The organism is Pseudorhodoplanes sp. (genome assembly GCF_050250235.1).
Classification (GTDB): Bacteria; Pseudomonadota; Alphaproteobacteria; order Rhizobiales; family Xanthobacteraceae; genus Pseudorhodoplanes.
On record NZ_JBFWPA010000004.1, the window covers coordinates 17,270 to 41,882 of the forward strand.

General features: G+C 64.1%; 19 protein-coding genes. 9 read left to right on the forward strand and 10 right to left on the reverse strand.

Annotated features, from left to right (window positions below):
* Positions 1 to 304: 304 nt before the first annotated feature.
* Positions 305 to 1,771, forward strand: coding sequence for a caspase family protein (locus tag AB7F49_RS03190; RefSeq protein WP_428520245.1), 1,467 nt, complete (start codon positions 305 to 307; stop codon positions 1,769 to 1,771).
* A gap of 189 nt (positions 1,772 to 1,960) precedes the next feature.
* Entirely contained in the window at positions 1,961 to 4,285 is a 2,325-nt protein-coding gene (locus tag AB7F49_RS03195; RefSeq protein ID WP_428520247.1) for a transporter substrate-binding protein, read from the forward strand.
* 67 nt (positions 4,286 to 4,352) lie between these two features.
* Here AB7F49_RS03195 and AB7F49_RS03200 read toward each other — a convergent pair whose 3' ends face one another.
* From AB7F49_RS03200 to AB7F49_RS03225, 6 genes are all read right to left on the reverse strand, one after another.
* Entirely contained in the window at positions 4,353 to 5,924 is a 1,572-nt protein-coding gene (locus tag AB7F49_RS03200; protein ID WP_428520249.1) for a class I adenylate-forming enzyme family protein, read from the reverse strand.
* Positions 5,921 to 6,559: a glutathione S-transferase N-terminal domain-containing protein gene (locus AB7F49_RS03205; RefSeq protein ID WP_428520252.1), complete on the reverse strand. Its 639-nt coding sequence runs from the start codon at positions 6,557 to 6,559 to the stop codon at positions 5,921 to 5,923. Before AB7F49_RS03205 ends, AB7F49_RS03200 begins: the two co-directional genes overlap by 4 nt.
* 192 nt (positions 6,560 to 6,751) lie before the next feature.
* Positions 6,752 to 8,308, reverse strand: coding sequence for a porin (locus AB7F49_RS03210; protein ID WP_428520254.1), 1,557 nt, complete (start codon positions 8,306 to 8,308; stop codon positions 6,752 to 6,754).
* Between the two features lie 87 nt (positions 8,309 to 8,395).
* The gene (locus AB7F49_RS03215; protein ID WP_428520256.1) at positions 8,396 to 10,435 is read right to left on the reverse strand and encodes a thioredoxin domain-containing protein; all 2,040 of its coding nucleotides are present in this window, start codon (positions 10,433 to 10,435) and stop codon (positions 8,396 to 8,398) included.
* 64 nt (positions 10,436 to 10,499) lie between these two features.
* Positions 10,500 to 10,898 carry a type II toxin-antitoxin system VapC family toxin gene (locus AB7F49_RS03220; RefSeq protein WP_428520258.1) on the reverse strand — a complete coding sequence of 133 codons (399 nt, stop codon included), beginning with the start codon at positions 10,896 to 10,898 and terminating at the stop codon, positions 10,500 to 10,502.
* A 2-nt stretch (positions 10,899 to 10,900) separates the two neighbouring features.
* The gene (locus AB7F49_RS03225) at positions 10,901 to 11,275 is read right to left on the reverse strand and encodes a type II toxin-antitoxin system VapB family antitoxin (RefSeq protein WP_428520260.1); all 375 of its coding nucleotides are present in this window, start codon (positions 11,273 to 11,275) and stop codon (positions 10,901 to 10,903) included.
* Positions 11,276 to 11,309: 34 nt separating this feature from the next.
* Here AB7F49_RS03225 and AB7F49_RS03230 point away from each other — a divergent pair, with 34 nt between their 5' ends.
* Entirely contained in the window at positions 11,310 to 12,056 is a 747-nt protein-coding gene (locus AB7F49_RS03230) for a sulfite exporter TauE/SafE family protein (protein ID WP_428520262.1), read from the forward strand.
* Positions 12,057 to 12,249: 193 nt separating this feature from the next.
* On the opposite strand, the gene AB7F49_RS03235 is transcribed toward AB7F49_RS03230, so the two are convergent.
* A complete protein-coding gene (locus AB7F49_RS03235; protein ID WP_428520264.1) occupies positions 12,250 to 13,038 on the reverse strand; it encodes a BRO family protein in 789 nt (262 codons plus the stop codon).
* Between the two features lie 96 nt (positions 13,039 to 13,134).
* Here AB7F49_RS03235 and mnmE point away from each other — a divergent pair, with 96 nt between their 5' ends.
* The 5 genes from mnmE to AB7F49_RS03260 all read left to right on the forward strand — a co-directional run bounded on the left by mnmE (position 13,135) and on the right by AB7F49_RS03260 (position 19,090).
* Positions 13,135 to 14,526: a tRNA uridine-5-carboxymethylaminomethyl(34) synthesis GTPase MnmE gene (gene mnmE, locus AB7F49_RS03240; RefSeq protein WP_428520266.1), complete on the forward strand. Its 1,392-nt coding sequence runs from the start codon at positions 13,135 to 13,137 to the stop codon at positions 14,524 to 14,526.
* A 133-nt stretch (positions 14,527 to 14,659) separates the two neighbouring features.
* Positions 14,660 to 16,528 carry a tRNA uridine-5-carboxymethylaminomethyl(34) synthesis enzyme MnmG gene (gene mnmG, locus AB7F49_RS03245; protein WP_428520268.1) on the forward strand — a complete coding sequence of 623 codons (1,869 nt, stop codon included), beginning with the start codon at positions 14,660 to 14,662 and terminating at the stop codon, positions 16,526 to 16,528.
* A complete protein-coding gene (gene rsmG, locus AB7F49_RS03250) occupies positions 16,525 to 17,232 on the forward strand; it encodes a 16S rRNA (guanine(527)-N(7))-methyltransferase RsmG (RefSeq protein WP_428520270.1) in 708 nt (235 codons plus the stop codon). The genes mnmG and rsmG overlap by 4 nt, the downstream gene beginning before the upstream one ends.
* A gap of 33 nt (positions 17,233 to 17,265) precedes the next feature.
* On the forward strand, positions 17,266 to 18,135 hold the full coding sequence (locus AB7F49_RS03255) for a ParA family protein (RefSeq protein ID WP_428520272.1): 870 nt from the start codon (positions 17,266 to 17,268) through the stop codon (positions 18,133 to 18,135).
* A 67-nt stretch (positions 18,136 to 18,202) separates the two neighbouring features.
* Positions 18,203 to 19,090 (forward strand): ParB/RepB/Spo0J family partition protein, encoded by an 888-nt coding sequence (locus AB7F49_RS03260; protein WP_428520274.1) that lies wholly within the window; start codon positions 18,203 to 18,205, stop codon positions 19,088 to 19,090.
* An 83-nt stretch (positions 19,091 to 19,173) separates the two neighbouring features.
* On the opposite strand, the gene holA is transcribed toward AB7F49_RS03260, so the two are convergent.
* From holA to leuS, 3 genes are all read right to left on the reverse strand, one after another.
* Positions 19,174 to 20,211, reverse strand: coding sequence for a DNA polymerase III subunit delta (gene holA / locus AB7F49_RS03265; protein ID WP_428520276.1), 1,038 nt, complete (start codon positions 20,209 to 20,211; stop codon positions 19,174 to 19,176).
* Between the two features lie 96 nt (positions 20,212 to 20,307).
* A complete protein-coding gene (lptE, locus tag AB7F49_RS03270) occupies positions 20,308 to 20,901 on the reverse strand; it encodes an LPS assembly lipoprotein LptE (protein WP_428520278.1) in 594 nt (197 codons plus the stop codon).
* A complete protein-coding gene (leuS, locus tag AB7F49_RS03275; protein ID WP_428520280.1) occupies positions 20,888 to 23,521 on the reverse strand; it encodes a leucine--tRNA ligase in 2,634 nt (877 codons plus the stop codon). The genes lptE and leuS overlap by 14 nt, the downstream gene beginning before the upstream one ends.
* A 305-nt stretch (positions 23,522 to 23,826) precedes the next feature.
* Between leuS and AB7F49_RS03280 the strand changes: the two genes are divergently transcribed.
* Positions 23,827 to 24,525, forward strand: coding sequence for a YggS family pyridoxal phosphate-dependent enzyme (locus AB7F49_RS03280; protein WP_428520282.1), 699 nt, complete (start codon positions 23,827 to 23,829; stop codon positions 24,523 to 24,525).
* The last annotated feature ends 88 nt before the right edge of the window (positions 24,526 to 24,613 follow it).

The window sequence follows — 24,613 nt, forward strand, 5'->3', positions numbered from 1 at the left end:
TCCGGAAAGTGCCGTTTTCTATGGCAATCGCGGGCTGGCGCATGGCGCATATGGGCACCATGGATGCGATCGACGTCCTGCTCGACAAGCTCCGCAACACCAAGAACAACGCGAAATTCTTCGAGAGCATGAATACGTAAGGGATAGTTGTCTCGCGAAATCAAGGCCGGGCCGAAAGCCTGGCCTTTTTGCTGGCCTGGCCCTCGCGCCGATGTGATTTTCTGCGGTGTTCAAGTGAACCTCGGCGCTGCGATAATGCACCAATCATACTGGACGGATTGCACTGCACCTTCGGGGAAACGCCATGCGCCGGATTCTGCGGATTGCCGTGATCGTTGCCGCCGGATTCTGGACGTCGGCGTCTGTCGCCGACGACCGCGAATTGTGCAATGGCGTCGGTGGGCCGGACGTCGTGCGGATCGAAGCTTGTACGCGTCTGGTTCAGTCGGGGACGTTTCGGGGCGCTGAGCTCGCCAAAATTTATATGCGCCGCGGCTTCCTGCACGAGAGGAGGCCGAGACAGGAGGGCGCGGCCTTCGCGGACTACACCGAAGCCATCAAGGCCGACCCGAACAATGCCAATGCCTTCAATGCGCGCGGCAATATCTTTAGCGGCATTCAGAACTACGACCGGGCGATAGCGGACTTCAACGAAGCCATCCGAATCGCGCCGAGGAATTACCTGATCTGGCGCAATCGCGGCTTGGCGCATCGGGCCAGCGGCGACCCGGACAAGGCGATCGCCGATTTCAGCGAATCCATCCGTCTGAATTCGAAGCCGGCCGACAGCTTCAACTGGCGCGGCGAGGCCTTCGTCGACAAGCGCGACTACCGGCGCGCGATAGCCGATTTCAATGAAGCCATTCTCCGCGACCCCGACTATGAGCATGCGCTGAACAATCGCGCGAAGGCGCATTTCGAAATCAAGGATTACAGGCGGGCGCTGGAGGATTACGAAACAGCCTTCCGTATCGCTCCCAACTTGACCGAAGCCAGGGACGGTGCTGAACGCGCCAAAGCCGGGGTCGCGCAGCGCGAGCGGGTGGCGCTTGTGATCGGAAACGGCGCCTACCGGCATGTGCCCAGGCTGGCAAACACTGTCAACGACGCACGCATCATGCGCGACACGCTGACCAAGCTCGGCTTCCATGTGATCTATGGCGAGGAATTGGACAAGCGGGCGATGGCGGATCATATCCGCCAGTTCGGAGTGCTCGCGGAGTTTGCGCAGGTGTCCGTCGCTTATTTCGCGGGACACGGTTCCACCTTCGCCGACATTCCGTATGTTGTCCCGGTCGATTCGAAATACGAAAAGCTGTCGTCGATCCCCTCGGAGCTGATTCAGGTCGAATCGATGGTCGGCGCGTTACGACGCACGAAAGGTGTGCGGCTTGTGATTCTCGATGCCTGCCGCGACAACGAGCGCGAGTTGGAGCTCCGGCGCGAGCAGCTGACGACCCCGGCGGTTGGCAGCGGTAGTGGTGGCGGCGCTGTGGCGAGCGAAGCGGCGTCGCGCGGAGTCGGGCGACTCAGAAGCGCCGACGGTCTCATCGTCGTCTATTCGACGCAGCATCTGACCACGGCCGAGGATGGAGTGGACACCACTAACAGTCCGTTCACGCGGGCGCTCGCGAAGCATATCGTGACGCCAGGTCTCGATATTAAGGATGCGCTATTTCGCACGGCCCGCGAAGTGATCGAAGAGACTCGTGGCACGCAGCGGCCGGAAATCGCGATCTCGCTGTTCGATCCCTACGTGCTTGCGAAGTGATGTGGGTCGCGGCCGTTGCTAAGGCCGTTGATTTTCACCGTCGTATATCGTGCAATCTCCGCCCAAAATATATGCGGCACTGACTCAAATTGATGCGCATCGAATGCGTTACCACTAACGCTTTCGCAACGCGAAACATGCGATGTCGGCGTTATTCGATGAAGGCCGGGCATCGATTCGGAATTGCACATGACACAGAGAATACAACGTCCGGCATTCTGGCTTGCGGTGCCGGCCTTCACGACGACGCTTGTCGCGCTCGGCCTGCAGGCCGTGTTCGGCTGGATCGCCGGGATGAGCGCGGCCCTGATCGGTGCGCTGATCGTGGGATGGTTCGCGGAGAATCGTCTGTCCCGTCTGGTGAGCAGTCTTGTGCGGATCGCCCGCGGGGACCGCTTCGCAGAGCTGCCTGATGCGATCGGCGACGGCAGCGTGCAGCGCTTCGGAGAGGCGGCCGAGGCGATGCGGTCTGCGCTCAGCCAGGCCGACAATGTTGCGATCGATCGCGACCGTCATCTCACCGAGTCGCGACTCCGTCAGGCTGGCCGACTGTTCATCACACGGCGATTCCGGGCGGCCATCGACGACGTGACGGAAGCCTTCACCGGAGCTGGCGAACGCATCCGTGTCACCGCCGCCGATCTGGCGGCGCGAAACCGCGACATGTCCGATCGCGTCGCCTGTGCCGCACAATCGGCGGAGGCGGCAGCGATCGATGCGGCCAAGGTCGCAGATGCAGCCCACGAGGTGCGGGAGATCGTATTGCGCTCGGGAGATCATGTTGCCGCGGCGCGTGACGCCACCGAGCGCACCACGCGCGAATTGCGCCATGCCGACCAGACCGTCCACAGCCTGTTCGATGCCGCCCAGCAGATCGATATCGTGATCAAGCTCATTCAGTCGATTGCCGGCCAGACCTCGCTGCTGGCGCTGAACGCCACCATCGAGGCGGCCCGCGCCGGCGAGGCCGGTCGCGGCTTCGCGGTGGTTGCAGGCGAGGTGAAGGAGCTTGCCAATCAGACCGCGGGCGCGACCCGGGAAATCCGCGCGCTGATCGCCGGCATTCAGGGCGCAGTGAAACAAACCGCCGCCGCGATAGGCGCGGTGGCCAGCAGTGTCGAATCGACCAGCGCGGTCAACCGCGACCTCAACGCGATCCTGGAGCGCCAGCTGACCGGACTCGATCACATCGGGGACGAGGCCAACCGGGTGGCGGTGACGGTGGCGCAGGCGCTGCCGGACATCCAGTCGGCGATTGCGGAGGTGGCGCAGGCCGGGGAATCGGTGCTCGGTACCGCTGACGATCTCGCCAGCCGCTCGCAGACCCTGGTGGAGTCGATCGGGGGCTATTTCAGAGAACTGGACCACGGCGCGATCCGGATCGGAATCCTGCATTCGCTGTCGGGCACGCTGACCGCCGCGGAACGTCCGCTCCAGCAATTGCTGGTCATGCTCATCGAGGAACTGAACGAAGCCGGCGGGCTGCTGCGCCGTCCGGTCGAGGCCGTGATCGCCGATCCGGGCTCCGAGCCGGATCGCTATGCGACGCACGCGGAGGCGATGCTGAGCGATGATGGCGTCGCGGTGGTGTTCGGGTGCTGGAGCTCGGCCTCGCGCAAGCGGGTGTTGCCCGTGATGGAACGGCACGATGGGCTGCTGTTCTATCCGAGCCAGTATGAAGGCGAGGAGCAATCACCGCACGTCTTCTATACCGGTGCGACACCGCGCCAGCAGGCGCTGCCGGCTCTGGAATACCTGCTCGACCAGGGCCGCCGTCATCTCATCCTTGTCGGCACCGACCACGTCTATCCGCGCACCACCAATGCGATCCTGAAGGGTTATCTTGCATCCCGTGGAATTCCGGCCGCACAGGTGATGGAGCTGTATGTCCCGTTCGGCGAACGCATCTGGCGCGAGACCATCGAGCACATGGCGCTGTTCGGCGGGCGCGGCAGCGCCGCGATCGTGTCGACGATCTCAGGCGACTCGAATGTGCATTTTTTCCGCGAATATGCGCGACAGGGACTGTCGCCGGCGACGCTCCCGGTCATGACGTTGTCGATCGGCGAGCGAGAGCTTGCCTCGCTCGCCGACGTGCCGATGGACGGCCATCTTGCGAGCTGGAGCTATTTCGGATCGGTCGATCATCCCGCGAACCACGCGTTTCTTCGGCGATGGCGTGCCTATTGCGACGGCGCGCCGGCGATGCCGAACGATGCTATGGAAGCGACGCTGATCGGGTTCCGGATGTGGGTCGCGGCGGTGGAAAAGGCTGGGACCACAGCAGTTGCCGCGGTGCGCGCCGCCATGGCGGACATGACCTGCGACGCGCCGAGCGGGTTTGCGGTGCGGATGGACGCGCAGACCCAGCATCTGCACAAGCCTGCCTTCGTGGGCCGCTTCAACGGTTCGGGTGCCATTGTGCCGGTCTGGTCGAGCGCGGGACTGGTGCCGCCTGAACCATGGAGCCCGTGGCTGAAGCGGACGGACGGCGCAGCGCGCAAGGCGTCGTAGCCACCAGCGTACGACCAGCGGGATTTCAATCTCGACTTGCGCCGCTCTCCGAACGGAGATGACGGCGCTACGGCTTGGCGAGAAGCGCCTTCACCAGTTCCGCCTTCTTGATCTTGCGGGTCGGCGTCAACGGCATTTCATCGACGATTTCGACGCGCTCCGGCCATTTGGTCTTGGCAATGTCATGCTGCGTCAGGAACGCGCGGATGTCGTCGAGCGAAAGCGTGGCGCCGGATTTCAGCACCGCGAAGCAGCAGGCGCGCTCACCCATCGCCGGATCGGGCAACGGCGCGATCGCGCATTGCAGCACCGCCGGGTGCCGGTCGATCAGCGCCTCGATATCGGCCGGATTGAACTTGACGCCGCCTCGATTGATCACGTCCTTCAGCCGGCCGGTAATGCGGATGTTGCCGTCCGCGGTCATGCGCGCGAGATCGCCGGTGCAGAACCAGCCATCGGCGGTGAACGCATCGGCGGTCGCGTCGGCATTGCCGAGATAGCCGTCGAACACCGAGCAGCCGCGCACCTGCAATTCGCCTTCCTCGCCCGCTCCGACCGGCGCGCCGTCGAGCGTGATGCGAAGTTCGGTGCCCGGGCTGGCGCGGCCGGCACTGGTCATGCGCGCCTCGAGCGGATCGGACGGGCGATTGAAGGCGCCGGCCTGCAATTCGCTCATGCCCCAGAGCTGGGTCACCTTGCCGTTCGGCATCATGTCCTGGATGCGGCGCGCCAGTTCCGGCGGACAGGCGCTGCCGGAAATCTGCAGCATGGCGAGCGATCCCAGCCGCTCCGGCGTGAGCAATCCAGCCTGCAGGCAGGCGGTCATGTGCGCCGGCGCTGTGAAAAGCTGTGTCGGCCGATAGGTGTCGAGCGCCTCCGCGAGTGCTGGCGGGGTGAACGCCGGCAGCAGTGCCATGGTCGCGCCCGCGGCGAAGGTGAGATTGACAGCGAACAACCCGTAGAGATGCGACAGCGACGCCGCGGTGAGCAGGATCGATCGCGGTCCGATCTCGTGCTCCGGCGCGCTCATGCGGGCATTGGCGAGGAATTTGCGATACGGCGTCGGCACGCCCTTCGGCGCGGCCACGGTTCCGGAGGTGTAGAGCAGCACGAAATCGTCATCGGCCTGCGGCCGTGATTCGAGCGATGCGGTCGCGGGCCTGGCCTCGAACGGCAGGGCGCCCGGCGGTGGATTGGACCCCAGCGCGATGACATGGGCCAGCGCGGGCAGCCGCGGTTTCATCGCGAGCACGGCTTCCGCCGGGTTGAAGTCCTTGCCCTGCCCCATGCAGACGATCGCCTTGGCTCCACTATGCTGCAGCAGGAATTCGATCTCGGCACCGCGATAGGGCATGTGCAGCGTCTGCAGGATGGCGCCCGCATAGCCGGTGGCGAGATAGGTCAGCACGAATTCCGGCAGGTTCGGAAGCTGGATCGCGACCACATCGCCCCGCCCGATACCCAGCGAGCGAAGCCGGGCCGCGAGACCGATTGCGCGTGCATGCAGCTCGCCATAGCTCCAGCGCGTGTTCGGGCCGAGGATCGCGACTTGATCGGGCGCGTGTCCGGCATGGTGGTCCAGCCAGTCGCGCAGCGTTTCGTCGCGCCAGTATTTTTCGAACGGATGCGCCGTGGTCACGAGGCGGCCTCCACGGCTTCGAGCCGGGATTGCTCGCGTCGCGCAAAACCGTCGAACAGGTCGAGCATGCGTTCGCGCCAGGCGGCGATCGCGTCGTCCGGCTCCAGCACCTGAACCGCGCTGACGATCCGTGCCCATTGAAAGAGGCTGAACAGGATGTAGTCGCCATACGCCGCCTGCGCGCCCGACAGGAATGGTTGCGTGCGCAACGTCGCGCGGACCGGATCGAGCATGCGGCGAAACTCCACGATGCCGCTGTCGCGTTGCGACGCCAGGTCCTCCAATGTCTTGCGAAACGCCTTCTCGATGCCGTTGCGCAGATGCGCCGCGTCTGCATCATCGACGATGTCCAGCACATCGCGCATCAGGAGCGGCGCCAGCTTCGGGATCATCTGCCGGTCGACGACGGCATTCACGAAACGGGCGAGCCCATGACCCGCGGCGCAGCCGAACAGCGAGGGACGATCCGGATACGCGCTCTCGAGATAGTCCGCGATCTTCCACGAATCGAAGACCATATGATCGCCATCCTTCAGGATCGGCACCTTGTCCTGTCCGCTGAAGGCGATGGCGGCCTTGTCGCTGACCCGCACAGGCACGCTCTCGAAATCGAGCTGCTTGTGCGCCAGCGCCATGCGGGTGCGCCATGAGAACTGGCTGTAATGCACGCCATCGCGGCCGCCGAGTTCGTACAGAATGCGTGCTGGCACGTCGCGCCCCATCCGCTTTGCTTTAAGCTTAAAGGATTGGAGATGCAGCCGGGTCCGCTGTCAAGCCGGACGTTGGCGCATGGCGTGGCGCCTCGATCACCGAACGAACAGCCTTCGCTACGGCCAGAAACTGCGCTGGACGCGGACCGTCGCGGTCCACACGCCCTGATCCGCAATGGCGTAGCGGCCATGCGACAGGCCGGTCCCGTTCGGATTGCCGGCGCCGGCAGGAATGCTGGCCTCGCCTGCGAAGGCCGTGTCGATCCGCGAATAGCCGACCTCCAGGCCGACATCGAAGTTGGCGACCGGTGTCCACATCGTACGGGCCGCAACGCGCCATGCCGACCAGTCGGGATCGCAGTTGCGGACGTTGAACGCGGTCGTTGCCGCGCCTCCGAGCGCGCAGCGCTGTCCGAGATTCGCGATCTGGACCTTTGCCGCCTCGCTGTAACTCATGCTGAGATAGCCGAACACGAAGGCGGTGCGCAGATTCGGCGTCCAGTAATGCTCCAATGCCGCCGAGCCGCCGACCGCACGGGTCAGCAGCAGGTCGCTCTGCGCGCCGCCATCCGCTCCGGCACCGCCGAACACCGCATCGGTGAACGGGCCGAGGGCGAGGCCGCTCGCGCCCTGAAGCGCGTTGGCATTCTGGCTGAACGCCACGTAGCGGGACGCGCCCTGCGAATAGGCGATTACGCCCGACAGGGTGTCGTTCGATGTCCACGGCAGGTTCAGTCTGATGCCGGCACCGGCAGCGAAGCCCCAGACATCGTCGGGGTGGGCGCAGACCGTGGTATTGGGCGCGCTGCAGCCGGCACCGGCGGGTCCCGAGAAGTTATAGCCGGCGCCGACCCGGTGCAGCGCTGCCTTGATCTGTACCCCGCCCCAGCTCTGATGCAGACGCACATTGGCGACGATGTCGGGGACCCATTGGCCCCTCATGTCGCTGAACGGCGCCCCCGGCTGGGCGAACAGGCCCGCGCCCATCACCCCTGCGGTGCTGGTCACGGCATTCGCGCGGCCGAGGTCGATCACCGGCGCGCCGTGCGCGATCTGATCCTCGAGCGAGATCGTGGCGCTCAGGCCGTTGCCGAATTCGTGGGTGAAAGCGAACACGTTCATGCCGGTATTGCCGGTCGAACCGTCGAAGGAAAAGGTGAGAAAGGTGTAGGGCGGAGAACTGTAGAACGCGAAGAAAGTGTCAGCGCGCCCCACGGTAAAGCCGGCGAACTGGACGAAGGCACGCTCCAGCGCGATGGTCACATGGCTCGCGCTTTCAAACGCCCCGCCCGGATTGTTGAGCCAGTTCACGCCAAAGGAGACATAGGAGCGCAGCGTGCCGTACTCGGTTTGGGTGCGAATATCGGTGCTCAGACGAAACCGGGCCTGCGCGGCGAAGGTCGCGGTGTTGCGGTTCATCACACCTTGTGCGGTCGTGGTCGGATAGGTTCCGCCGGCGGCGTTGTGATAGGCTTCGTAACGGACATAGCCGCCGAGTTTGATGCAGGTCTCGGTGCCGGGAAGGTAGTAATAGCCGACGCCATAGAGGCTGCAGGCGCGCACGTAGTCCACCGCCCTGGCAGCGACCGGACCGCCAGCGCCTTGTGCGGGCATGGCGCAAAGCATGGTCGCCGCGACGGCGAGCGGCAGGCGCTTGAAATCGGTTCCGGTCATTGGCGTGCCCATCGCGCGCAGCAGGCCGCACACCGACTTGCGCCGGCACAGCCTTGAGGAATCAAGCAGGTCGATTCGCGGTTCGCGTCAAGCCGCGCGGGGGGCGCCGTATCGCTCGGCAATATCGTCCGGATCGGTCACCGGCAGCGAGCAGTTCTCGCCGATGCAGATGAAGGCGGCGGCTCCGCTCGCGGCCTTGAGCTTCTCCTGCGCGGGATGCGATGCCGATAGCGCGCTGGCAGATGGGGCACGGATCACGGCGCGGTTGACGTAAGGCAAGGCGAGGGCGGCAGCGGTCAGGTCGGCGGCGGCTGCGCCCTCCCCGGTCACGACGATCTCGGCCAGATTCAGTCGCATGTCGATCGCGTTCAGGAGCGAGACATGCATGAACAGATTGTCGCCGCCAAGCGCCAGCACGCCCTCGATCAGGCGGTCAGCCCTGTCGCGAAACCCGTGGTCGCCGGTGAATGCGGCCAGCCGGATCAGGTTCTGCGCCGCGATGCCGTTCGGATTCGGGGTCGCGTCGTCCGTGGTCGAGGCCGGCCGGATCACCAGACCCTCGGCGTCGTCGGCGGTCAGATAATAGGTGCCGGTGTCCGGACTGGCGTAATGCCGGTCCAGGGCCTGCTGCCAGGCGATGGCCTGATCGAGATAGGAGCGCTCGCCGGTTGCCTCGTGGAGTGACAGTGCCGCCCGGATCATGAAGGCGAAATCCGACGCGAGGCCCGGATAAAGCAGGCGCCCCTCCCGCCAGGAATGGCCGAGCCGGTCGCCACGCGTCATATTGCGCTGCACAAATTCGAAGGCCCGTGCCGCCATGTCGATCCAGTCCGGCCGCCAGAATGCGTTACCGGCGTTGACCAGAGCCGCAACCATCAGGCCGTTCCAGTCAGCCAGAACCTTGTCGTCGAGACCCGGCCGTATCCGCTTTTCCCGTTCCTTGTGCAGCATGGAGCGCAGCATGGGAAGCGCAGCATCGATTTCTGTGCTGCGCGGTAAGTCTTTGAGACGATTGAGGATATTATGACCCTCGAAATTGCCGCCGGAGGTTACGTCGTAATGCTGCGCGAAAAGCGCAGCATTTTCCGGTCCCAGAACCGCCTCGACCTCAGCCAGTGACCAGACGTAGAACTTTCCCTCTTCGCCCTCGGAATCGGCGTCCAGCGAGGAGTAGAAGGCGCCCTCACCGCTGGTCATCTCCCGCGCAAGCCAACCCACGGTCTCCTCGGCGCGTTCCCGGTACATCATCTTGCCGGTGCGACCCCAGGCCAGCGCCAGCAGGTCCAGGAGCTGGGCGTTGTCGTAGAGCATCTTCTCGAAATGCGGGACCAGCCACCTGTCGTCGACCGAATAGCGGGAATAGCCGCCGCCGAGATGGTCGTAGATGCCGCCCTCGCTGATCCTGGTCAGGGTCAGGTCGACGATGTGGAAAAACCGGCCCTCCCCCGTCCGCAAGCCGGCGCGCCACAGGTTTTCGAACATGGCGCATTGCGGGAATTTCGGTGCGCCGCGCAGGCCGCCGTTCACGGGGTCCATGGCGGCGCCGAGCTGCTGGCCGACCTGGTCGAGTTCCTGCCGCCCGATGGTGATTCGTTGCGGATGCCGGGCGGCCTGCGCCAGGCGCGCCATCAGGGCCGCGCGGTTCTGCTCGATCTTGGCCGGCTCTTCCCGAAACAGCCGCGCCACTTCCTGCATCACGTCCACGAATGCCGGCCGGCCGTAACGAGAGGTTTTGGGGAAATAGGTGCCACCCCAGACCGGCTCGCCGGCGGGAGTCAGAAACATGGTCAGCGGCCAGCCGCCCTGCTCGCCCAGGTGATGCAGCGCCTGCATGTAGATCTGGTCGATGTCCGGCCGCTCCTCGCGATCGACCTTGATGTTGACGAACAGCTCGTTCATTACCCGCGCGGTCGCCTCGTCCTCGAAGCTTTCATGGGCCATGACATGGCACCAGTGGCAGGCGGCATAGCCGACCGAAAGCAGGATCGGCTTGTTGTTGGCTTTGGCTTCGTTCAGCGCCTCTGGCCCCCAGGGCCGCCAGTCCACCGGATTGTGCTTGTGCTGCAGCAGATAGGGCGAGGTCTCGTGCGCGAGCCGGTTTTGGGCTGTGTTTGGCTCGTTCGACATGACGTATCCCGTCTGTGTGATGCGATCCTAACGCAGCGCCGATGACACGGGTTGCGCGACAGGATCAGTCGCGGCGAAGATCGGTAACACCGAAATCCTTGCCCTTATGAAGCAGTTCCATCTTTCTCAGCGTCGCAAAGGCATATGCAAAGCAGTCGCCCATATTGAGATCGGCGGGATGGCCGCTGCGGCGACCGTAGCGGTCGAAAGCGGTCAGGGCTCCCAAGGTGACGCTCATGTCGATCGGAACGATGACAACCGCAGCGGCCTCGAGAAAGGCAAGAATGTCGGGTAACTCCGATTCGGCAGATCGTCCGGTTTTTCGCGAGATCGAGGCGGCGGCTTCCCATACTGCGATCGGTGACGTTATCGGAGCCCGGGCGGCGTCCAGACTTTCGGCAAGTGACGGACCCTCTTCCTCTTCGGTGAGAATGGCGACGATCGCGGACGCATCGACGAACACGGTCAGCCTTTCGCCTCGTAAAGGTCGTCTCGGAATTTCTTGGTAACCGTTTCAGGTTCTTTGACGCGCGCCCGAACGCGTTTGCGCAGTCCGGCGATGCGATCCCACAGCGGGACAGCGCGCTTGCGCCGGCCCAGCTCGTTTGACAGTGCGAGATGGACGGCCTCGGTGAGCCCGAGCTTTGCCGAGCGGGCCAGCTCACGCGCGAGTCTTTCGGTCTCACGGTTGCGGACGTGAAACGGCATGGCTGGCTCCACAGGATAGCTGCGAATAGAAACGTATATACGCCGATCTCTGACGAGGTCAATGCGCGTGCGGCGACGATAGCCGGCGCAGCCATTCCGTTTTTGCGAAGGCAGCCTTCGCGGTTTAGGCATTGTGGCGCGCTCCGGCTTGTTTCAAGTGCGGCGCATGGAATCATCCGTCGCCATCATCGCGCTTGTCGTCTTCGCCTATCTGCTCGCGGGCTTCGTCAAGGGCGTGATCGGCATGGGATTGCCGACGGTTGCGATGGGCATCCTTGCGGCCGTGATCACGCCGGCACAGGCGGCCGCGATCCTGATCGCCCCGTCGCTCGCCACCAATGTCTGGCAGATGGTCGCGGGCCCCTATTTTTTAGGCCTGATCAGGAGGCTTGGCGGCATGCTGCTGGGCATGTTCGTCGGTGCCTGGCTCGGAAATGGCATTATCACCGGGTCGAATGCGAAGCCCGCCGCGATCGGGCTCGGCATCGTATTGATCGTCTATGCGCTCATCGGCCTGTCGAAGGTGAAATTCTCGGTGTCGCGTGCGAGCGAAGTCTGGCTCGGACCGTCGGTCGGCGTCGGGACCGGGCTTGTGATGGCGGCGACTGGCGTGTTCGTCATTCCCGCCCTGCCCTATCTGCAAGCCATCGGTCTTGAGAAGGACGAACTGGTGCAGGCGCTCGGCCTGCATTTCACGGTGTCGACCGTTGCGCTGGCGCTGGTGCTGTGGGACGGCGGCGCCTTCAATCTGTCGCTCGGAACGCTGTCCCTGTTTGCCATCGTGCCGGCTGTTCTCGGCATGTATGCGGGACAGCGCCTGCGCAAGCGGATCAGCCCCGAGACGTTTCGCGTTTATCTTTATGTCGGACTGCTTGCGCTTGGTGGCCTGCTGGTCGGACGGAATTTGATCTAGGCGGGCTAGTCCCCAGATTTTCCGCTGCTGGCGATTGCTTTCTTGATGCGTCTCCCGACCTTCACAATGTCTTCAGCGGTTGGCAAATCCTCTGGCATCGTGCCGCCAATGTTCTTGATTGCTTGGCGAACCTCACGTGCGACGTCATGGTGCGTACGATTGGCCGCTTCCTTACCTTTGATCTTATCGCGAGTTAGCTTTTCTTCAGTTTGAGTTGCGCGAAACAAATTTGCGGCAAGCTCGGTGCTGCCCATGTAATCGAGAATGTTTTGTTTCGCACCGATACGTTTTCGATGCTGGATACCAAGCCGATCGAGTCCTCCATAGAGACCCTGTGGCCTGCATTCTGAAATATGGCGAAGTCGAGTGGGAGCACGACGCCGGCCTGCTTGGCCGCGCTTGCTAGTTTCTTGTTGTGCTCTTTAATTTCGTGGCGAAGAAGCAATCGCTTCTCGTCTTCCGGCAAAGGAACATATTGGCTCGCCTCTTCATCCTGAATTTCCTGACGCCGCGTTTGGATTGCGAAATATGTCTGAGCAAAAGCGACTGGTTGCTTTTTCGGATCACCATTTTGAGCAATTAGGTAGCAAGCATAGCGAGTAAGTCTGATGGTCTCGACCTCGCGGCTAGCTCCTTTACCGATGTCGATCATATCGGTGGCGTCAACGAAATGATCCGTGACCGGCACCCGGGTATTTTTGCAGGCGTCTTTGGCCTTATCGACTGTGTTGAGGAAGTTTCGATAATCGGAATATTCGAGCAGCCTAGCGAGATCGCGCGCATCCCAATATTGACCGCTATCGCCGTCGGTTCTTGCCGCGGCCTCAAACGCTGCAAGAAGGCGTTCGATCGCGTTGTCGTTTAGCGCAGCATTCGTTTCGACAGCAGCCTGGCGGTTCTCTGCAGTCGTTATTTTGGTTAGGGCTTCTTCAAATGCCACCTTGGCCAACCGTGCGGAGGTATTGTTAGGCTTGTCCGACATGTTGTGCTCCGTGGATAGGTCACACTACTCGGTGGGCAAGGTGTTCTTAGTATGTTCTATACCGCCTTATGATCAAGGGCATTCTCAAGAATGCACATGACAGTGTCCGCAGACACCATCTACGCGCTGTCCTCCGGAGCGGTACCGGCGGCGATCGGCGTCGTCCGGATCTCCGGACCGAAAGCGCAGGCGGCGCTGGAGGCGCTGGTCGGCCGGGTTCCCGAAGCGCGCCGCGCGATGCTCGCCACGATCCGCGATCCGGGCTCCAGGGAAACCATCGACCAGGCACTGGTGCTTTTCTTCGCGGGACCGAACAGCGAGACCGGCGAGGACGTTGTCGAACTTCAACTGCATGGCGGCAGGGCGGTGATCGCGGCGACTTTTGCGGCGCTGGCAGCCTTGCCCGGTTTGCGGCCGGCCGAGCCGGGAGAGTTCACGCGACGAGGCTTCGAGAACGGCAAGCTCGATCTCACCGCGGTCGAGGGCCTGGCAGATTTGATCTACGCCGACACCGAGGCGCAGCGGCGGCAAGCCGTGCGGCAGCTTCAGGGGATGCTGGGTGACCGGGCCGAAAACTGGCGGCTGCGATTGATCGAGGCGATGGCGCTGGCCGAAGCCGGAATCGATTTTTCCGATGAGGCGGATGTTGCAGCCGATGTTGCGGCGCGTGCACTGCATGCTGCGCGTTTGCTGCAGCAGGAGATCGCAGCATTGCTTGCTGATGGGCGGCGGGGCGAACGTTTGCGGGATGGTCTGGTGGTCGCGATTACCGGTCCGCCCAACGCGGGCAAGTCGACGCTGCTGAACCGCATCGCCCGGCGGGACGTCGCGATTGTTTCCCCCCACGCCGGCACCACCCGGGATGTGATCGAGGTCCATCTCGATCTGGAGGGCTACCCGGTGACCCTGCTGGACACGGCCGGCATTCGGGAGACCGAGGACCCGGTGGAGCAGGAAGGCGTAACCCGTGCCAGAGCCCGGGCGGCGGCGGCCGATCTCGTCTTATGGTTAACGGAGGATGAAGCTGTGAATCCGGGTTCGGCACCTGACGAAATTACGAATCTGGATTCTGCGCATGGTTCCGGCCCGGAAACATGGCTGATTCGTTCGAAGATTGATCTGCGCACGGGTTCATTGGCCGAGACCGATGCTCGCGCGCAGCTCAGAGGCGAGGATTCGCACTTCTACGAGCTGTCTGCGGTATCGGGGGAGGGGATCGATCGGCTTTTGGCCGACCTGGCGACTTTCGCGAAATCGGCCTTGGAATCGCGGGAGCCGGCGCTTGTGAGCCGGGAACGCCAACGCCACCTGCTGGAACAGGCGAATGCTGCTCTGAAGCGCGCAATTCCGGAGGGCGAGCGCGGCCGTGAGGACCTCTTTGCAGAGGAATTGCGCCTTGCGGCTCAGGCACTTGGCCGCCTGACGGGGCGGGTGGATGTCGAGGATATCCTGGACGTGATTTTCCGCGATTTCTGCATTGGTAAATAGCGCGTTTACCTTTTCTGATTCGAGTCCAGACTCTTCGTCCAAGGGACTGAGACTCCTGTGTTTCACATGAAACAGCGTCCGGACGTTGCGGCTCTTTTGACGCGGCCGGCGACCGCGACTACATACCAGGCATATGGCTCAGAGCTTCGATGTCATCGTGATTGGCGGCGGGCATGCCGGCTGCGAGGCCGCAGCTGCATCCGCGCGCCTGGGTGCGGCCACAGCCCTTGTGACGCATCGGTTCTCGACCATCGGTGCGATGTCCTGCAATCCAGCCATCGGCGGACTCGGAAAGGGACATCTGGTCCGCGAAATCGACGCGTTGGATGGGCTGATGGGCCGGGTTGCCGACAAAGGCGGCATCCAGTTTAAGGTTCTGAACCGCCGGAAGGGCCCCGCGGTGCGCGGGCCGCGCGCCCAGGCCGACCGGAAGCTCTACGCGACGGCGATGCAGGAGGCGATCCAGGATACCGCCAACCTGACGGTAATCGAAGGCGAAGCCGACGATCTGCTCATCCAGGATGGTCGCGTTACGGGCATTCGGCTCGCTGATCGCCGGATACTGGCGGCTGCGGCGGTGGTCTTGACCACCGGCACGTTTCTGCGGGGTCTAATCCATATCGGCGAGACCAAAATTCCGGCTGGCCGGGTCGGGGAGGCGGCTGCCCTGGGCTTGTCCGCTGCGCTCGAGCGCGCCGGGTTCGCGCTCGGCCGGCTAAAAACCGGGACTCCACCTCGTCTGGATGGCCGGACCATCAACTGGGCCGCTCTTGAGATGCAGCCCGGCGACGAACCGCCGGAGCCCTTCTCCACCCTGACCGCCCGGATCGACAATCCGCAGATCCAATGCGGGATCACGCGCACGACCGCGGCCACGCATGCGGTGATCCGGGCCAATGTGCATCGCTCGCCGATGTATTCCGGTCAGATCGACAGCCGCGGGCCGCGTTATTGCCCCTCGATTGAGGACAAGATCGTCCGTTTCGGCGAGCGGGACGGGCATCAGATCTTCCTGGAGCCGGAAGGGCTCGACGATCACACCGTCTATCCCAACGGGATTTCGACTTCGCTGCCGGAAGACGTTCAGCACGCGCTGGTCGCGACCATTCCAGGGCTGGAAAAGGCGGAATTCGTGCGTCCGGGTTACGCGATCGAGTATGATCACGTCGATCCGCGCGAACTGGAACCAACGCTCGAAACCCGCCGCATCCGGGGGCTCTACCTGGCCGGCCAAATCAACGGCACGACCGGATACGAGGAGGCTGGAGCGCAGGGATTGCTCGCCGGCCTGAATGCGGCGTCCCGCGCAAGTGGCGGACAGGGAATCACTTTTGACCGCGCGACGGCCTATATCGGGGTGATGATCGACGACCTTGTTTCACGTGGAATCACAGAGCCCTACCGCATGTTCACGTCGCGGGCCGAGTACCGGCTGGCGCTCAGAGCCGATAATGCGGACCAACGGCTGACGGACAGGGGCATCGCGCTCGGCTGCGTGGGCGCGGAGCGCCGGGACGCCTACCGGACCAAGGCCGGGGCGCTTGCGGACGCCCGCGATTTCGCGCGCTCGGTCTCGGTTTCACCCAGCGAGGCCGAGCGCCACGGCTTGAATCTCAAGAAAGACGGCCATCGACGCACCGCCTTCGAGCTTCTCTCCTATCCGGATGTCACGCTTTCGGATGTTTCACGGATCTGGCCGCAACTCGGCGCACTGGCACCGAAAGTCGCGGAACAGCTCGAAATCGACGCCAAATACGACGTCTACCTGTCCCGCCAGACCGCCGATATCGCCGCTTATCGGCGCGACGAGGCACTCATTCTGCCAGACGATCTGGATTATGCGGCGATCGTCGGCCTTTCCAACGAGTCCCGCCACAAGCTGAGCACGCACCGGCCCCGCACCATCGGTCACGCCGGCAGGATCGAGGGAGTGACCCCGGCGGCGCTCACCCTCCTGGTCGCGCATCTGCGGCGAGGCGGCGCACGCGCCGAGGTCCGGTGAGGAGCCGCGGGCGCTCCGGCGGCGCGCCCAGCGACCTCGACGCCCGTCTGGCTGCGGATCGGAAGGTCGCGCTCGCACTCCTCAACGATTCACGTGAAATCGCGCCGCAAACCCTGGCGCGACTCGACCGGTTTGCGGCGCTGCTCCAGCAATGGCAGGCCACCACCAACCTGGTCGCGCCTTCCACGCTGCCAGAGCTCTGGACCCGCCACATCGCCGACTCGCTGCAGCTTCTGCCACTGGCGCCGGACGCCAAGCATTGGGTCGACCTCGGCTCCGGGGCTGGCTTTCCAGGGGCTGTGATCGCCTGCGCCCTCGCAGACACCCCAGGCGCCATGGTCCACCTCGTCGAAAGCAACATGAAGAAGGCGGCATTCCTGCGCGAAGCGGCCCGAATCACCGGCGCGCCGGTGACGGTTCATACGGTGCGGATCAAAGACTTTGTGGATCACTTCGCCGACCCGGTGGAGATCGTGACCGCGCGGGCCCTCGCAAGCCTCGATAATCTCATCGAAAGCGCCTATCCCTTGTTGAAAAGGGGCGCACAGGCGCTGTTCCACAAGGGCCAAGATGTAGAGGCTGAATTGACCGCAGCATCTAAATGTTGGACCATTGATGCTGCGTTGATCCAGAGCGTCACCGATCGCGGTGGCCGCATCGTCCGGGTCCGCTCGGTGGAACGCCAGCGTCCAATGCGGGAATGATTGCGACTTTATTCCTATCACGAGGCCTGAGAGATGACCGACGCACCCACGATTGCACCGAGCGACTCCGCTGGCGCACCCGACCTTTCCGTCCCTGCGCCAAAGGCGATGCGGGTGCTGGCGGTCGCGAACCAGAAAGGCGGCGTGGGAAAAACCACGACCGCCATCAATCTGGGGACCGCGCTGGCGGCGATCGGCGAGCGGGTCCTGATCATCGACCTCGATCCGCAGGGCAACGCCTCGACCGGCCTCGGCATCGACCGCAAGAGCCGCAACCGTTCGACCTACGATGTGCTGACGGGCGAAGCCAGCTTGCGCGACTCGATCCTCACCACGTCGGTGCCGCGCCTGCATATTGCGGCCTCGACCCTCGACCTTGCCGGCCTCGAGCTGGAGATTTCCAGCGCCCGCGACCGCGCCATTCGCCTGCGCAACGCCCTCGGCCGGCTCAACGAAGGCCAGCCACAAGGTGAGGATTACACCTATGTCCTGGTCGATTGCCCGCCCTCGCTCAACCTGCTCACGGTCAACGCAATGGCCGCGTCCGACGCGGTGCTGGTGCCGCTGCAATGCGAATTCTTCGCGCTCGAAGGCCTGTCGCAGCTTCTGAAGACCGTCGATCAGGTCAAGGAATTGCTGAACCCGCGGCTGACCATCCACGGCATCGTGCTGACGATGTTCGATGCGCGCAACAATCTGTCGAACCAGGTGGTCGCCGACGTGCGCGAGTTCATGGGTTCGAAAGTCTATGACACCGTGATCCCGCGCAATGTCAGGATTTCGGAGGCGCCGTCCTACGGCAAGCCGGTGCTGGTCTACGACCTGAAATGCGCCGGCAGCGACGCCTATCTCCGGCTCGCGACCGAAGTGATCCAGCGCGAGCGCGAGCAGGGCGCGCCTTGAGCGGTAACCGGGCGGCATCGAAATGAAATCGGAGGCAAGGGTGGCGCGAACGTCAGGAGCGGCCGACATGGCAGAGGATTCGCGATCGCGATTGGGGCGCGGCCTTGCCGCGCTGATGGGAGATGTCGCAGCCGAATCTCCTGTGACGGACCGCGCCCAGAAGCTGCCGCCACGCAAAATCCCGATCGAACATCTCACACCGAATCCGCGCAACCCGCGGCGCATCTTCGCCGATACCGAGCTTGACGAACTGTCGCAGTCGATCCGCGAGCGCGGCATCATTCAGCCGATCGTGGTGCGAGCCGCGCCGGACGGCGGCAAGACCTTCGAGATCATCGCCGGCGAACGGCGCTGGCGCGCCTCGCAGCGTGCCGGCCTGCACGAGGTGCCGATCGTCGTGCTCGAAGTCACCGACGCCGAGGCGCTCGAGCTTGCGATCATCGAGAACATCCAGCGTGCCGATCTCAACCCGCTGGAAGAAGCGGCTGGCTATCAGGCGCTCGCTTCACAATACAGCCACAGCCAGGACGACATCGCCCATATCGTCGGCAAGAGCCGCAGCCATGTCGCCAACACGCTGCGGCTGCTCAAGCTGCCGGATGCGGTGAAGGCGTATATCAATCAGGGCAAGCTGACCGCGGGCCATGCGCGCGCGCTGATCAACCAGACCGATCCGGAAGGCGTCGCGCGCGACATCGTCGAGAAGGGGCTCAATGTCCGCGAGGCCGAGAAGCTGCGTCAGGACAACGCCAGGGCGAATGCCAGGAAGACGAAGAAATCAAGCGCCAAGGCGATGAAGGACGCGAACATCGCTGCGCTGGAGCGGCAGCTTTCCGATGCACTGGGGTTAGTGGTCGAGATCAACGATCGCGGCCGTGCCGGGGGCACGCTCGGCGTTCGCTACCGCACGCTGGAGCAACTCGACGAAGTGGTGCGGCGGCTGCAGCGGAAGTAGTTTCTGTCGTCCCCGCGAAGGCGGGGACCCATATTCGAGATTGGCGCGTATGGGCCCCCGTTTCCGCGGGGGCGACCGCTAGACTAGGGAGATTGCGTCTTTCTCCTTGCCGCGGCCGCCAGCGTCATCAGCGACCGATGTGCAATCGTCTCCGCCAGGTTCGCCTGCAGCCGCGTCTGAAGCAGCGCATCCCCGAGCGTATTCATCGCATCCAGAAGCTTTGCTGCAGTCCATGCGCGCAACGCCGCCTCGATGGCGCCCTTGCGCCTGAAATGGATCGGCGGTCGCGCGCCTTCCACGGCGCCCGTGACTGACTGGCCCTCTTCCACTGCAATCCGCATCCGGTGCAGATTCGACAGATGGCGCAACGCCGCTCCGACGATTGCGCCAGGCGCAGTGCCTTCGCCCCGCGCCTTGGCGAAATGCGATTCGACATCGGCCGGCCTGCCGGCAAAGGTTGCGTCGATGACATTGTCCAGCGCGACCGCCGACGCGTCGGCGACCGCCGCCATCACGTCTTCGAGCGTGATGCGCTCACGGCCATGGACGTAGAGCGCAAGTTTCTGCAGTTCGTTCCGCGTAGCCTGGCGGTCGCCGCCGAGAAACGGCATCAGCGCGGACCGCGCGTCCGGAGCGATGGCCAGTCCGGCCTTCTTCAGCTCGTCGTCGACCACCCTTGCGACGTCGCGCGCGTCATCGGCGTAGCAGGCAATGGCCGCGGCATTCTTCGCCTTCTCGCAGATGGCCCGCAGCGGCGCGGACTTGCGCAGGTCGCCGGCTTCGATCACGACCCGGCAATCCGGCGCGGACGCGTTGATCACGGCCTCGACCGCGGGAGCGATGTTGCGGCCGCCGGCCTTCACCCAGATGGCGCGCCGCCCCCCGAACATCGGAACCGTGTTGGCCTCCTCGACCAGACGATAGGGGTTGCCGGACAATTCCTCTCCGTCGATCCGGATCAGCGAGAATACGTCCTTCGGATCGTCGACGGAGACGCGGATCAGCGCCTCCGCGCGCTCATGCACCAGCCCGGCATCGGGGCCATAGATCAGCACAATCGGACGTGCCGGATCGGGCCGGGCGATGAAGGATTCGGCTTCGTTGGTCTTGACGGCAACCATTGCAGTCGTCCCCGCGCAAGCGGGGACCCATAACCACCGCTCTGGAATATTGGTCACCGCCTTTGCGGGACGACCGAAGACTGTCCGGAGGTCGCCTTACCCGCCGGTAACGAAATAAGACGCCAGCCGGGACTTGATCTGGTCGGCGATGATATCCGAGGCGCGGTTCTGTGCATCGCGCTCGCCACGTTGGCGCGCGAAGCGCTGCTGCTGACCCGGGATGTCGTAGGAGGCCCGGGAGAACGCCCGGCCGGTCAGTACCACCTTCTTGTTCGCAAGGTCGGTCAGGCTGTAGGTCGCGTCGATTCCGTAGATTTCCATGTCCGGGCGCGCCGTGGTGATGTCGACGATGACGTGCTGCCGGTTGCCCTTGAGGTTGATCTTCAGCATGTGGGTCGGCGGCATCTGGCCTGCGCCGCCGGTCAGTCCGAAAATCAGCGCGTTGCGCACTTCAACCCCGAGGCGCGCCTCCGGGGTGCCGTTGGGGGCGTCGATTTCAGCCACTTCGACGCCCGCCATCGCGGCGCGGACTGAAGGCGGAGCCCCCGGCACCGTGTCCATGCCGATGGTGCCGTAGAGGGGCTGGAAGCAGCCGGCGGTGAGACCGGCGCAGGCAAAAACGAGCCCCAGCGCCAGAAAGCGCCGGATTCCCGCGAGTCCTGCCCCCCGATATCCCCTAGGCGACGACATTCACAATCCTGTGCGGGACAACAATGACCTTTTTGGGAGCCTTGCCATCCAGCGCCTTTCTTACCGCATCCAGCGTTAATACGGCAGCCTCGATATCAGCATTTCCCGCATCCCGTGGCACGGTTACATCAGCCCGCTTCTTGCCGTTGACCTGGACCGGCAGGGTCACGCTGTTTTCCACCAGCAAGGCGGGCTCCACCTCGGGCCAGGCCTGCATCGAAACCAGCGATTTGTGGCCAAGCGCCGCCCAGCATTCCTCGGCGAGGTGGGGCATCATCGGGGCGAACAGCTGGACCAGGATATCGGCGGCCTCGCGGACTGCCCAGGCGAAATCCGGGGTCATGTCAGCCGGCGAGGATACATCGCCGATCGCCGCGGAAAGCGCGTTGGCGCATTCGTAGATATGGGCAACGCACCGGTTGAAGCGGAGCTTCTCGATATCCTCCGACACCTTCGCCAGCGCACCATGCGCCGCCTTGCGGACGGCGGTCGCGCGCTCGCCGAACGCTGCAGGACGCGCCTCCGGCGCCTTCGCCGCGATCTCTGCGGCCTCGCCGACGAGGCGCCACAGCCGCTGCACGAATCGCCAGGAGCCCTGCACGCCTTCCTCGGTCCAGATCACGTCGCGCTCGGGCGGCGAGTCCGACAGTACGAACCAGCGCGCGGTGTCGGCGCCATAGGCGCCGATGATGTCGTCGGGGTCGACGGTGTTCTTCTTCGACTTCGACATCTTCTCGATCGAGCCGATCTCGATCGGCTCGCCGGTGGTCTTCAGCGTGGCTTTGCGCGCGTCACCCTGCGCCACGATCGCGACCTCGGACGGCATCACGTATTCGCCGTCGGCTTTGCGGAAGGTCTCGTGCACCACCATGCCCTGGGTGAACAGGCCGGCGAACGGCTCGTCCACGCCGGCATGGCCGGTCTTCTTCATCGCGCGGGTGAAGAAGCGGCTGTAGAGCAGGTGCAGGATCGCGTGCTCGATGCCGCCGATATATTGATCGACCGGCAGCCAGCGATCGACCGCGTTGCGATCGGTCGGCGCGGTGGTGATCCACGGATCGGTGAAACGCGCGAAATACCAGGATGAATCAACGAAGGTGTCCATGGTGTCGGTTTCGCGCCGCGCCGCTCTTCCGCAGCTCGGACACGGCACGTGCTTCCATGTCGGATGACGGTCGAGCGGATTGCCGGGCCGGTCGAAGGTCACGTCCTCCGGCAGCTTCACCGGCAGGTCGGCCTTTGGCACCGGCACAACGCCGCAGGCCTCGCAATGGATGATCGGGATCGGACAGCCCCAGTAGCGCTGGCGCGAGATGCCCCAGTCGCGCAGACGGAAATTCACCTGACGCTGCGCGACCGCCTTGCCGTTGCGCAATTCGCTTTCGAGCCGGCGCGCAACCTTTTCCTTTGCGTCGGCAATCGAGAGGCCATTGAGAAAATGCGAATTGATCAGCGTGCCATCGCCGTCATAGGCCACGTCGGTGATGACGAAGGTCTTCGGATCCTGGCCCGGCGGACACACCACGGGCACGTTGCCGAGCCCGTATTTGTTGACGAAATCGAGGTCGCGCTGGTCGTGCGCGGGGCAGCCGAAGATCGCGCCGGTGCCGTAATCCATCAGGATGAAGTTCGCGACATAGACCGGCAATTGCCATGTCGGATCGAGCGGATGGATCGCCTTGATGCCGGTGTCGAAGCCCATCTTCTCCGCGGTGTCGATCTCGGCCTGCGAGGTGCCGCGCCGTTTGCACTCGTCGATGAAGCTCGCGAGTTCGGCATTCTTCGCCGCCGCGGCTTTGGCGAGCGGATGATCGGGTGCGATCGCCATGAACTTGGCGCCGAACAGGGTGTCCGGCCGCGTGGTGAACACGTCCAGTTCGCTCTCGCCTGATGGCGTCGTCGCCGAATCGAGTGCGAAGCGGATGTGCAATCCCTCCGAACGGCCGATCCAGTTGCGCTGCATGACGCGCACCTTCTCCGGCCAGCGGTCGAGGGTGTCGATCGCGTCGAGCAGCTCCTGCGCGTATTTGCTGATGGTGAAGAACCACTGGGTCAGCTCGCGCTGCTCGACCAGCGCGCCGCTTCGCCAGCCGCGGCCGTCGATCACCTGCTCGTTGGCGAGCACGGTCTGGTCGACCGGGTCCCAGTTCACCTTCGACTGCTTGCGTTCGACCAGGCCGGCTGCGAGAAAGTCGAGGAACATCGCCTGCTGATGCCTGTAGTAATCCGGGTCGCAGGTCGCGATCTCGCGCGCCCAGTCGAGCGACAGGCCCATCGACTGGAGCTGGCCTTTCATCTGCGCGATGTTCTGGTAGGTCCAGGCGCGCGGATGGACCTTGCGCTCCATCGCGGCATTCTCGGCCGGCATGCCGAAGGCGTCCCAGCCCATCGGATGCAGCACCGAGAAGCCGCGGGCGCGCTTGTAGCGGGCCACCACGTCGCCCATGGTGTAGTTGCGGACGTGGCCCATATGGATGCGCCCGGACGGATAGGGGAACATCTCCAGCACGTAGTATTTCGGGCGCGGGTCCTCGTTCTTCGTGGCGAAGATGGCCTGCTGGTCCCAGGTCTTCTGCCAGCGCGGCTCGGCGTCGCGGGCGTTGTAGCGCGAGGCGGTCATTGAGGGCTCAAAAGCTCAGAAAATCGCGCCGGACGTGACATGAATCTGTCTTTGGGGTCAACGGTGCGGGGAGCCGTCTTCCCTCCGTCACAACGCCGTTATCGACCTCGTTGCCCGGAACCATGCAGCCATGACTGTGTTGCCGCGCGCGGAGTTTCTCCGCGGACGGCCGGAGGCGGACCTGCCGTGCAAGCGGTGTACCGGCATTCCCTGTTTGAGGATGACTTTAGGTATTCAGAGCCCGGCCCAGTACGGCCGGGCTTTATTGCTTGCGGGCGGCATGTGGCGAGGCTAGTGCCACCGGCATGGCCGAATCCGTTCAGGCGAGCGGCGCCAAACCGCACGACATCGCATCCGCGCTGGCGGCGGTGCGCGCCGAGATCGCCCGCGCCTGCCGCGAGGCGAACCGCGACTCGGTGACGCTGATCGCCGTCTCCAAGACCTTCGGAGCCGACGCCATCGCGGAGGCGATCGCTGCCGGCCAGCGCGTGTTCGGCGAAAACCGGGTGCAGGAGGCGAAGGCGAAATGGCCGGCGTTGCGGGAGGTGCATGCCGGTCTCGACCTGCATTTGATCGGTCCGCTGCAATCCAACAAGGCGAAGGAGGCCGTCGCATTGTTCGACGCCATCCATTCGGTCGACCGGCCGAGCCTGTGCGAGGCGCTGGCGAAGGAAATCGGCCGGCAGGGCCGGGCGCCGCAGCTTTTCGTGGAAATCAACACCGGCGCTGAGTCTCAGAAAGCCGGCATCCTGCCCGAGGATGCCGACGACTTCCTGCGCGGATGCCGGGACCGTTACGGGCTGACGATTTCCGGGCTGATGTGCATCCCGCCCTTCGACGAGGCGCCGGCGCCGCATTTCGCGCTGACTGCGAAGATAGCCGCGCGCAACGGTGTGAAACTTCTCTCGATGGGCATGAGCGCGGATTTTCCGGCGGCGATTCAATTCGGCGCCACACACGTGCGCGTGGGCAGCGCGATCTTCGGCGTTCGATCGAAGCCCTGAAGCCCCGAAGAAAAGTTCCCGTCGTGTGTGAAAGCTTCGCTCACTTGCGCGCGATCGTCCCTGCGTCGATCAGCCGTCGACGCCAAAA

Coding starts and splice junctions, on each gene's coding strand:
- AB7F49_RS03260 (WP_428520274.1), top strand. CDS start 18,203: ATGGCAGAGGATTCGCGATCGCGATTGGGGCGCGGCCTTGCCGCGCTG.
- AB7F49_RS03195 (WP_428520247.1), top strand. CDS start 1,961: ATGACACAGAGAATACAACGTCCGGCATTCTGGCTTGCGGTGCCGGCC.
- AB7F49_RS03215 (WP_428520256.1), bottom strand. CDS start 10,435: ATGTCGAACGAGCCAAACACAGCCCAAAACCGGCTCGCGCACGAGACC.
- AB7F49_RS03255 (WP_428520272.1), top strand. CDS start 17,266: ATGACCGACGCACCCACGATTGCACCGAGCGACTCCGCTGGCGCACCC.
- holA (WP_428520276.1), bottom strand. CDS start 20,211: ATGGTTGCCGTCAAGACCAACGAAGCCGAATCCTTCATCGCCCGGCCC.
- lptE (WP_428520278.1), bottom strand. CDS start 20,901: ATGTCGTCGCCTAGGGGATATCGGGGGGCAGGACTCGCGGGAATCCGG.
- mnmE (WP_428520266.1), top strand. CDS start 13,135: ATGACAGTGTCCGCAGACACCATCTACGCGCTGTCCTCCGGAGCGGTA.
- AB7F49_RS03230 (WP_428520262.1), top strand. CDS start 11,310: ATGGAATCATCCGTCGCCATCATCGCGCTTGTCGTCTTCGCCTATCTG.
- AB7F49_RS03235 (WP_428520264.1), bottom strand. CDS start 13,038: ATGTCGGACAAGCCTAACAATACCTCCGCACGGTTGGCCAAGGTGGCA.
- mnmG (WP_428520268.1), top strand. CDS start 14,660: ATGGCTCAGAGCTTCGATGTCATCGTGATTGGCGGCGGGCATGCCGGC.
- AB7F49_RS03280 (WP_428520282.1), top strand. CDS start 23,827: ATGGCCGAATCCGTTCAGGCGAGCGGCGCCAAACCGCACGACATCGCA.
- leuS (WP_428520280.1), bottom strand. CDS start 23,521: ATGACCGCCTCGCGCTACAACGCCCGCGACGCCGAGCCGCGCTGGCAG.
- AB7F49_RS03210 (WP_428520254.1), bottom strand. CDS start 8,308: ATGACCGGAACCGATTTCAAGCGCCTGCCGCTCGCCGTCGCGGCGACC.
- AB7F49_RS03225 (WP_428520260.1), bottom strand. CDS start 11,275: ATGCCTAAACCGCGAAGGCTGCCTTCGCAAAAACGGAATGGCTGCGCC.
- AB7F49_RS03205 (WP_428520252.1), bottom strand. CDS start 6,559: ATGGCGCTGGCGCACAAGCAGCTCGATTTCGAGAGCGTGCCTGTGCGG.
- AB7F49_RS03190 (WP_428520245.1), top strand. CDS start 305: ATGCGCCGGATTCTGCGGATTGCCGTGATCGTTGCCGCCGGATTCTGG.